Genomic DNA, 8,764 nt, shown 5'->3' with positions numbered 1-8,764 from the left:
TCCGATCTGCGGCTTGCCCGAGCGGTTCCTACAACGCAAGCTTGAACGTATCCGCCAAGCCATTGGCATAAGAGATACGCTTCGGCGTAATACGCATCATGCGTAGCGTAGCGTAGCCAAAGAACGGCTCTTCAAACGGATTCTTTTTCAGAAAACTGTCTTTCAACTCGTTCCATTCCGCGCTGTCCCGAACGACTTCTTTCGCCAGTCCCTGAATTGTGGCTCGGGCGACTTGTAGCGTCGAAACGTCGCCCGTGTCTCTATTGTCAATCACCACCGCCGCGTGCGGGCGTTTGAGGAGATTGTGATACTTTTCAGCGTCAACCAACATGATAACAATCAGATCGAGATCGTCAGTCTGTCCGAACGCCTGCAGATGGGCTGTCGGCCACTCCTCACCCTGAGTCGTCAGTACCCCCACGTGCTGCTGCGCACAGAGGTCGGCGAGTTTTTGTTTTTGTTCCGCGTCCATGGCTCTCTCCTTTCCGTGTTCAGATCTTATGGGCGGCATGGGCTATGCGCGCCGCCTGCTAATGGTCCGCTTAAACCATACTGTGTCCGGTCTTCTCTGCCCCGACATTTGCCATACGGATCGGCTGGCGGCTGAGCACGGCGGCCCGTCCGTCACAGGCGGGTCGCCGCCTCGCGGTGAATCCGCATCAGCTCAGGAATCGTCTCGGGCGGTCGGCGGCCAAAGCCACACTCGGTGGCAAGGCCAAAGCCGCGGGCGTGCTGCTGAGCCGTTGCCAAGCGCCGCAGCGTACCCTCGACGCCATCCGTGTGATGGACGAGCCCCAGGAACAGTTTGGTGGTCCCAATCGAGAGATCGGCCAGCGGCGCAAAGTAGGCATCATCGTGCCGATTTCTCGGCACCGGCATATGCACGAAATCAACCGGCCGCCGAATCGCGGCGACGCCGGCATTGGCCATGCGGACGACGACGCCCAAGTCTTCAGGCTCCTTGAAGTGCTTATGCCCCAGGTCGCCATAACACAGGTGCAGCCCGAGCAGGGCGTCCGCGTGAATATACGGACTCAGGTCCGCCAGCGCCTGGCCATATCGGTCAAACGGGTCACCCGGTGCGTCCCACGGCAGGCCCATCATGGGATCATGGTCGTTGGCCTCGATACAGGCCACCTCAACCGCAATATCCCACTGGACGGCAAGATCGCCGGGAGGAATCTCCTGGCTGAGCTGGGCGAGTTCGCGCCGCATGGCATCCTGGTACGCGTCCCACAGCGGCTGAAACGATTCGGGAGAATGTCCAATGAAGAGGCGGGTGCCGCTTTCGGTCAAGGGGAGGGACACCTGGAAGCGTACGCCCTGAGGAATCACGCCCCGGTCGCGGAGCGAGCAGAACGTCTGGTAGGATTGCCTGGCGTCGTCCGCATACCCGAGCGTCTCAAAACGCAGCGGCAACCCCGGGTCTTTGATCTTAAACTGCCAGTGATCCTGAAAACCCCGAGGAATCCAGTCCATATCGGCCGTGCGCCATTCGTCGGGTGCGCTGGGATCGACCGGCAATGGCCGCGCCACCGTCGCCAGCTGCTCACACGCGGCGTAGGTTTTGGCGGCCAAGAAGTTGATCCAGCCTCTCCGAAAGCCGGTTTCGCCGTCGGGCAGGGTTCCCAGCAGGCTGCCCAAGCCCTCGGCGCAGCTGGACATGGTGTCATGGGCATCCTTGCCCGGAATACTGCCGACGAGTAATACGGAACCATTGAATCGAGACATCGCTATTCACCCTCCTCACGAAAACGATCCTATCAGACCGGATTTGCACTGACCTACAGTTCCGGCGCAGAGCGTTGTCTGCTGTCTCGAACGATACGGTAGTCGAAGTTGAGGGTGACATACCCCCCGGCCCGCAGACGCTTGGCATTCTCGGGCAGCATCATTTTGGTGTGCCGGCTCTATCTCAAAATGGACGATCATCGTATAGACGTTGGCGTCTTTTATAATGGTAATCACTGGAGTGTCTCCATCAGACGGGTTTCAGAGGAACGATACAGCCCAGCAGGTGGCAGAGCAACACGACTTTGCAACATGCTGCTCCCGGTGATCAATCGAATTGGCAGATGCTCTCGGTCGGTTACGTCACCCTGCGGAACAGAAGGAGCCGCGCCCGATCCATTTCCCCCTTGTCCGGCTGCGCAGCGCACGCTATAGCCCTATGGGCGTGTGGACACCCACGAATACGACAGTAAGAACCATGCATCCTGTGGCCAAGACGGCTGCAAACCAACAGGCGGACCTGTGTGCAATGTCGGCGCCGGCCGTCCTGGGTCTGCTTGCGCTAAGCGTCGTCCTGGTGCTGGGGGCTGTTGCATTGCCGGCCAAGGCCCAGACTCCCAGACCGGCAGACACCGGATCGGAAGCTGAAGCGGCCGCCTCCGACACCACCTTCCTGTTGGAGGATGTGGTCGTGACCGCTCAGAAACGATCTCAGCCGAGTCAGGACGTACCGCTGTCGATCACCGCCTTCGACGCCGAACAGATTGACGCCCTCAAGCTGCGCGACCTGAGTGACCTGTCGATCAGCATGCCGAATGTGGCTCTCGAAGACGCTGGTGTGGGGCGGGGTATCGCGAATTTCTCGATGCGCGGCCTGGGCATCAACAGCTCGATTCCGTCCATCGATCCGACGGTCGGCGTTTTCGTTGACGGCATCTACCTGGGGACGAACGCGGGGGTGCTGTACGACGCCTTCGACCTGGAGAGCATCGAGGTCTTGCGCGGCCCGCAAGGCGTTCTGTTCGGTCGCAATGTGATAGGCGGGGCCATCCTGGTCAACACCAAGCTCCCCACCGACCGCTATGAGGCCACGGTTCGCAGCACGGTCGAAGGCGGCGGCAAGGCGCCCAACATGTACGTCTCGGGCACGCTCAACGCCCCGCTGACCAAGACTTTGCGCGCCCGCTTCACAGTCTATTCCAACCAGGACCAGGGCTGGTTTGAGAATGAGTACGACGGCAAGGCGTTCGGCGCCCAGGATACGCTGATGCTGCGGCCAGTCGTCACCTGGCAGCCCCTGGACACCCTGCGGTTGACGCTGCGCTACGAATATCAGGACCTCGACGGCGACGGCCCGGCGGGCCAGAACCATACCAACGGGTCCGGCCTGTCCCATCCGCTTTTCAACTTCGACCGCGACAGCCACGACTTCGCCGTCAACGAAGACGGCTTCCTGAAGACCTATATCAACTTCTTCAACGCCCGGGCCGACTGGGACATTCCCTTCGGCAAGGGGACGCTGACCAATATCTTCGGCTGGCGCGAGGGGGCGGGAGATGCGCTGAGCGATGCCGACTCGACGCCGCTCACCTTCTTCCACGGCGGCGGCGCCCAGGCCGCCGAGCAGTTCAGCAACGAGCTGCGCTACAGCGGCGTGTTTCTCGACCGCCTATTCCTGACCACCGGCTTCTACTATTTTCAGAACGATCTCGACTATCATGAGCAGCGGTTTTTCGGCGACAATATTGGCGGCATGCCGGAATTCAACGGTGGCGGCATCTATGCGGTTGAGACCTTTGGGCTGTTCATGGCCGGAGACTACGATCTGACCGAGCGGCTGACGCTGACCGCCGGACTGCGCTACACCCATGAAGAGAAAGCCGCCGAGATTACGAATATCCTCCGCAACGGAGGCACCCGGTGTCATATCGTGGACGGCCCCGACTGCCCCAGCCATTTCAAAGACGAGGCGAGCTGGAATAATCTGTCGCCCAAAATCGGGCTGAGCTACCGGTTTGATGACGAGACACTGCTGTACACCCACTGGGCACGCGGCTTCCGGTCCGGCGGCTATAATCTGCGCGACTCATTTTACGATGTGACCAGGGGTCTGCCGGACGCCCAGATCGCCCTGCTCGAGCGGCTCGGCCTGAAGGCTGCCCGCGATCTTGACGCCGAGGCGTTCGACGAAGAACGGATCGACAGTTTCGAGATCGGCTTCAAGAAAACCTTCGGCAGCCGCGGCCGCCTCAACGCGGCGTTCTTCTATAACTTCGTCGACGATCTGCAACGGGAGCTGAGTTTCGGCGAGAACCTGCCCGTCCCGGACCCGGACACCGGTCTGCCCGTCATCACTTTTGTGGACGGCAGGCCGACCATCCAAACCGTGCAGAACATCGTGCAGGTAATTCGGAACACGGCCGACGCCGAATTCTGGGGCCTGGAAGTGGAGGGGATGTTTGCCCTCACCCCCAGCTTGATCGCGCTCGGCTCGCTCGGCTACGTCGAGCCGGACTATACCGCGGTCAAGTTCGACCTCAACCGCGACGGCAGGCTGGACGCAAAGGACGAGGATCTCAAACCGCCCCGGGCCGCGCGCTGGACCTACAGCCTGGGTCTGCTGCACACGCTGCGGGTCGGCAGCCGCTATCGGCTCGCCTCGCGCGTCACCTACGCCTACCGCGACAAAGAGTATGCCAACGACGACAACACCGGGTTCAACCGCCAGCAGAAAATGTTGCAGGCCGGGCTGGATATCCACATCAACGATGGTCAGTGGGTGGTCGGCCTGTACGGCAAGAACCTGCTGGACTCCACGCGGTTCGGGAGCGACATCCAGCTGCCCGCCGGCACCTTCTCACCGCTGATGAAAGGGCGGGTCTTCGGCCTGGAGGTGACCTATCACTTCACGGGTGTCTGATCGGCCTGGGACGGCCGTCTTTTCGGAGACGCCCGATCCGCCAGCTCTCGACCCTGGCCCACTGCCGGATGCCTAAGGAGGCACGCTCATGGAACGCCGCCGAATCTATCTCATGCGCCACGGGGAAACCCTGTACCAGCGGGTCGCCAACGAGGGAGCGATCGGCAACGGGGCGCTGACCGAGCGCGGCCGGGAACAAATCGCCACCGCCGCCCTGCTGTTTCGCGCCGTCCGGCTCGACCGCATCTACTCCAGCCCGCTGTCACGTTCCCACGAAACGGCCCGGATCATTGCCGACGAGACGGGCCTGGAGGTCAGCCTGGAGCCTGACTTGGCGGAGATCACACCGAGCGAGGAGCTGACCGCCGGCCAGGATCTGACCGACATTTTTCGCGCCGTTCAGCGTTTCTTTACCAGTCCGACCACCGGCTGGGACGAGCCGTATCTGGGCGGCGAGAGTTTCCGTCAGGTCCGGGAACGCACGGAGCGGTTTCTGCGCGGCGTCCTCGCCCAAGCCGACTGGCGGACGCTGTTGGCCGTCGCCCACGGCGGCAGCAATAATGCCCTGCTGGCCTCTGTGCTGGGCATCACCGACGGGCGCGTGTTCAACATCGAGCAAGACTTTGGCTGCATCAACATCATTGACTTTGTCGATGACCGGCCCATGCTGCGGCTGGCCAACTTCACCCTGTACGACCAGCTCAAGGTCAAGCTGTGGGACCACAGCCTCGATATCATCCTCAATCTCCTCCACGAGCGGGGGGTGATCCAGAAAGACCGTCTGCCATAAGCCGGGCCTGCACGACGGGGAAAGCCATCCTGTATTTTTCTTCAAAAATTTGCTTGACAAAAGCCAAAGTTTTCCCTATATAGTCTGTGCAAACTACTTTGAGAAGGATAAAACCTCGCTACAAAGTCGTGCTGACTTCCCATATCGGGTCCCGTTCATCACCAAATACCGTTCTCCATCAGGTCTATTCTGTGCATCGCGTCTTGAGCCTGCCTTTTTATTATCCCCAAGCAATATAGTCTGCGCAAACTATTCTGAGAAAGGTACTCTGTGAGCGTACATCTCGTCATCCTAGGTCTTCTGTCCGAGCGACCGTGTCACGGCTATGAACTGCGTCAGGAGGTCGAACGGCGGCTGTTCGCGACCTACATCAATCTGAGCGGGGGGTCCTTATACTACAACCTTGGCCAACTCGAACGTTCCGGCTATGTGGAGAAAGCCTGGGCCGAACAAAAAGGGCGCTACCCCACACGGCAGGTGTACCAGATTACGGCGACCGGTCGCGAGTATCTGCAGACCGAACTGCGCCGCCTGTTGTTCGACACCGAGAGCAGAGAAAAGGTCTTTGACCCCATCAACACGGCCCTGGCCTTCGGTCATTTCGTCAGCCCCGACGAACTGCGCACAGCCCTGAACACACACCTGGAGTGGGCTGAAAAGCGGCTGGCCTGGGTTGTCGAACAACACAGCTACTGGACAGACCAGAAGAAGGCCACCCTCACCCAGGCCAAGATCATTGAACACGGTCTGGTCCACTTCAAAGCCGAGATCGACTGGCTCAAACAATTTCTGCACGAACTTGATATGCAAGACAGCTTCGGTGAACCAATACAGCACCCTGCCTCTTCGGCTGAGGAGGAAAACCTGGGTCAGTAACCCAAAAGCGGACGAGGATGAGCAGCTGAGCCAAGCATCCGCTTTTTAACCATAGGAGGACAGACTGTGGAAGGTTTAAGCGTCATGGATATGATTCACCAGGGGTGGTATGTCAGCTACCCGCTTATCATCATGTCAGTGGTGTGTATCACGATCATTCTGGAACGGCTGTGGAACCTGGGCGGGATCATGACAAAAACCCTGCATCTGGCCAGAGACCTGGTGAGTCCCTTGCAGCAGGGTGATTTCAACACCGCCCTGGAGACCAGCCAAGCCGAGAACAAATTGCCCGCCGGACGGGTGTTCCGCGAGATCATCGCCCGCCAGCAGGACGAATCCACCGAGCAGCTGTCAAGCCTGGCCGAAGAGCGTCGCCTGGAAGAGGCCGAAGGGCTCAAGGGCGCGATCTGGATTCTGGCCACTACCGGCGTCAGCGCGCCGTTCATCGGCCTGCTGGGGACGGTGGTCGGGATTATCAAATCTTTCCAAAGCATGGCGGTCGAGGGCAGCGGCGGGTTTACCGTCGTGGCCGGCGGTATTTCCGAGGCATTGGTGGCCACGGCGCTCGGTCTGGCGGTCGCTATCATCGCCGTTATCTTCTACAATTATTTCAATACCAAGCTGGAACGGATTGATACGGCCATGACGATTGGTTCTGACCGCATCATCGACGCCATCCGCATCGGCAGGAGAGAAGCGGCCCAGTCCGCTTAGGACTCAGGAAAAAGGAGATAATCTCATGGCCATGAGTGGTCCCAAAAAGAGGGGCGGGCGTGACGAGGTCATGTCCGAGATCAACATCACCCCGCTGACCGATATCTTTCTCGTCCTGCTGATCATCTTCATGGTGACCAGCGTGGCGATGGTCCAGTCGGGCGCCACGATCGATCTGCCGCGGGTCCAGGAAACCGAGTCCGAACCGCGCCAGATCATCGTCACGGTCACCCCCCAGAAAGAAATTTTCGTCAACAATCAGCCGGTCGCCCTGGCTGAGCTTGAACTGTATCTGCGGCCGATCATCGAAACGATGCAGGATGTCCCGGTCGTCCTGGAGGGCGACCAATCGGTGATCCTGGGCGAGGCGGTCAAGATTCTGTCGGCGGCCCAGCGGGCCGGGGCAACCCAGATTGCCATCGCCGCCCAGCAGGGGGCGGGCTAAGCCCTTCGGCTCTGACAGACGCGAGATAAAGAAGGAGGACTAGGTATGGCTTCCGCCGAAAAAGAACGCACCGGCGTGACCGACCCCCAGGAAGACCTGTGGTTGTCCCGAGGCCGGTTCGGCACCAACGCGCGCTGGTTTGCCGTCTCCACCGTCGCCCACCTGCTGCTGCTGTCGGTGTTTGCCACCACGGCGGTGACCGTGATCCAGAAGGGTCAGGACCTCATCAAAGTGACCGCCCTGCCGTTCGCCCAGGACCCGGCCGCCCAGGCCGAGGACCAGAAAGACCCGGACGACTGGGAGGGCGAGCCGTCCCTCAGAGACCTGCCCGGCGCCTTGTCGATGGACATGCTACCGCACAGACAAGTCAAGAAATGGTCGTCCGGCCCACCACCGCTGGCCGGCCGGGTGGCCGCCATCAAGCCGACCGCCATGCCGATTCTGAGTAACTCCTTCAGCCCGGTCACCATTCAGGTCGGCCGGACTTCTGACGATCTCAAGGGTATCACCACCCAGATCACCAATCTGAGCGGCTCGCTCGACGGGGTGGCCGGCGGCGACTTCGGCGACCGGGTCGGCGGGCTGCGGCGGGTCGGCATTGATGTCGCCCTGGTCGTGGACGCCACCGACAGCATGCAGTTCGTGATCGACTCGGTTCGCGAGCGGCTCAGCAACATGATCGAGTCCCTCCAAACCATGGTCGATACGACCCGGGTCGGCATTGTGGCCTACCGGGACCGGGGTGAGGATTACGTCACCCGCTGGGTCGATTTCAGCTTCTCGACCTCGAAGCTACAGGGTTTTCTGGCCAACCTCGAAGCCGGCGGTGGGGGTGACTGGCCCGAGGCGGTGTACGAGGGCGTTGATGTGGCGATCCACGACCTCAGCTGGCGCAAGAAATCGCGCCGGATTCTGGTCATCGTGTCGGGCTCGTCTCCACACCCCGAGTCGGTCAGCAATATCCTGAATCTGGCTCAGAGCTTCCGGGCCGGGGGCGGCTATGTGAGCGCCCTGGACTTGGCCGAAAAGATGCACGAAGACTTTGAGCGCTCCCTGTGGAAACAGACTGCGCATCTGACCAATATCGCCTTTAGCCCATCTCCGCTGCCCGGCTTCTACCAGGAGTTCCGGGACACCATGGCCTCGATCGCCACCGCCGGCGGCGGCGAGTTCATCCCCTTGACCGACGAGAAACAGCTGACCAAGCAGATCATCGTCCTGACCTTTGGCACGCGCTGGGAAACGGAGATGGAACGCTTCCTGCGAGACCTGAGCTAAAAAGGCATCC

At 60.6% G+C, this 8,764-nt stretch carries 8 protein-coding genes; 6 read left to right on the top strand and 2 right to left on the bottom strand.

Features of this window, described 5'->3' with window-relative positions:
* Window positions 1-28: 28 nt before the first annotated feature.
* Entirely contained in the window at window positions 29-472 is a 444-nt protein-coding gene (locus J4F42_06505) for a pyridoxamine 5'-phosphate oxidase family protein (protein MCE2485147.1), read from the bottom strand.
* A gap of 152 nt (window positions 473-624) precedes the next feature.
* On the bottom strand, window positions 625-1,731 hold the full coding sequence (locus J4F42_06500; GenBank protein ID MCE2485146.1) for a hypothetical protein: 1,107 nt from the start codon (window positions 1,729-1,731) through the stop codon (window positions 625-627).
* A 691-nt stretch (window positions 1,732-2,422) separates the two neighbouring features.
* Between J4F42_06500 and J4F42_06495 the strand changes: the two genes are divergently transcribed.
* The 6 genes from J4F42_06495 to J4F42_06470 all read left to right on the top strand — a co-directional run bounded on the left by J4F42_06495 (window position 2,423) and on the right by J4F42_06470 (window position 8,754).
* Window positions 2,423-4,651, top strand: a complete 2,229-nt coding sequence (locus J4F42_06495) for a TonB-dependent receptor (GenBank protein MCE2485145.1) — start codon at window positions 2,423-2,425, stop codon at window positions 4,649-4,651.
* Window positions 4,652-4,739: 88 nt separating this feature from the next.
* A complete protein-coding gene (locus J4F42_06490; protein ID MCE2485144.1) occupies window positions 4,740-5,441 on the top strand; it encodes a histidine phosphatase family protein in 702 nt (233 codons plus the stop codon).
* Window positions 5,442-5,711: 270 nt separating this feature from the next.
* On the top strand, window positions 5,712-6,317 hold the full coding sequence (locus J4F42_06485; protein MCE2485143.1) for a PadR family transcriptional regulator: 606 nt from the start codon (window positions 5,712-5,714) through the stop codon (window positions 6,315-6,317).
* Between the two features lie 66 nt (window positions 6,318-6,383).
* Window positions 6,384-7,031, top strand: a complete 648-nt coding sequence (locus J4F42_06480; GenBank protein ID MCE2485142.1) for a MotA/TolQ/ExbB proton channel family protein — start codon at window positions 6,384-6,386, stop codon at window positions 7,029-7,031.
* Between the two features lie 25 nt (window positions 7,032-7,056).
* Window positions 7,057-7,476 (top strand): biopolymer transporter ExbD, encoded by a 420-nt coding sequence (locus J4F42_06475; protein MCE2485141.1) that lies wholly within the window; start codon window positions 7,057-7,059, stop codon window positions 7,474-7,476.
* 45 nt (window positions 7,477-7,521) lie between these two features.
* On the top strand, window positions 7,522-8,754 hold the full coding sequence (locus tag J4F42_06470) for a VWA domain-containing protein (GenBank protein ID MCE2485140.1): 1,233 nt from the start codon (window positions 7,522-7,524) through the stop codon (window positions 8,752-8,754).
* Window positions 8,755-8,764: the final 10 nt, after the last annotated feature.

This window comes from Desulfurellaceae bacterium, from assembly GCA_021296095.1.
In the GTDB taxonomy this organism is placed as follows: Bacteria; Desulfobacterota; Binatia; order Bin18; family Bin18; genus JAAXHF01.
The sequence above is the reverse complement of the archived record's forward strand: the minus strand, read 5'-3'. Positions and strand labels throughout refer to the sequence as shown.